At 57.0% G+C, this 723-nt stretch carries 2 protein-coding genes; one reads left to right on the top strand and one right to left on the bottom strand.

The window, feature by feature from the left end; all coding sequences use genetic code 11:
• On the bottom strand, positions 1 to 389 hold a 389-nt coding region (locus tag A3730_RS29385; protein WP_197477240.1), incomplete at its 3' end, for a nucleotide excision repair endonuclease.
• Positions 390 to 532: 143 nt separating this feature from the next.
• On the opposite strand from A3730_RS29385, the gene A3730_RS02615 reads away from it, so the two are divergent.
• Positions 533 to 723 (top strand): hypothetical protein (locus A3730_RS02615; protein ID WP_063537425.1); only part of this gene is annotated, 191 nt, incomplete at its 3' end.

Raw genomic sequence — 723 nt, 5'->3', positions numbered from 1 at the left:
CACAGCGATTCCCTGGCCGGGCGATGCAGTACCGGTGCCAGAAAAGCCGTGTCAGAGGTGTTCAGTATCCAGGTGTGCAGCTGTTTATAGCGTCGCTGGCGACGGTTGAAGATTGGCTGGCGCTGTTTGATTTCGCGGTTTTCCAGCAGCAGGGCGCCCAGCTCTCCGGCGGTAAGTGTGTAATCGATATGATCCGTCAGTTGGCACATTCGGCGTGCCCTGGAGGATCGCTGGCATGATTGAAAATGACTCTTCACCCGCTGACGGATGTTGATGCTCTTGCCAATGTAGAGGAGCTCCCCCTCAGCCCCGTAGAAGCGATAGACGCCCGGCTGCGAGGGCAGGTCGTTGACCCAGTGAGGCGTTGTCATGGCAGGTGGAGTGATCATGCCGGGGTTTTACCGGTTCATGAGTCAGCCCGGTGTGAAGGGCCCCGGTGGCGTGTTTATTATCGGCGAGGGTAGACTTGTCGCACCGCCTGGCAACGCGCCTGCGGCAGCAATGAAAACATTCACGACAAGCGAGCATTCTTATGGATGAAATGGAGCAGGCCGAAGACGAATTTGCGCAGAAGGCAATGATTGAAGCGGTGGAAAATCAGATTGCGGATGGTCACCCCCGTGAGGCGGGCATGGTAATGATGGCGTTGACCAAAAATGGCCTGGACCATGATGCCGCGCTGGAAAAAATGGCGGATGTGCTTGTTGTCCATGTGGCGGCGAC

It is taken from the genome of Alcanivorax sp. HI0044, from assembly GCF_001634945.1.
This window is presented reverse-complemented; position numbering and strand designations above follow the sequence as displayed.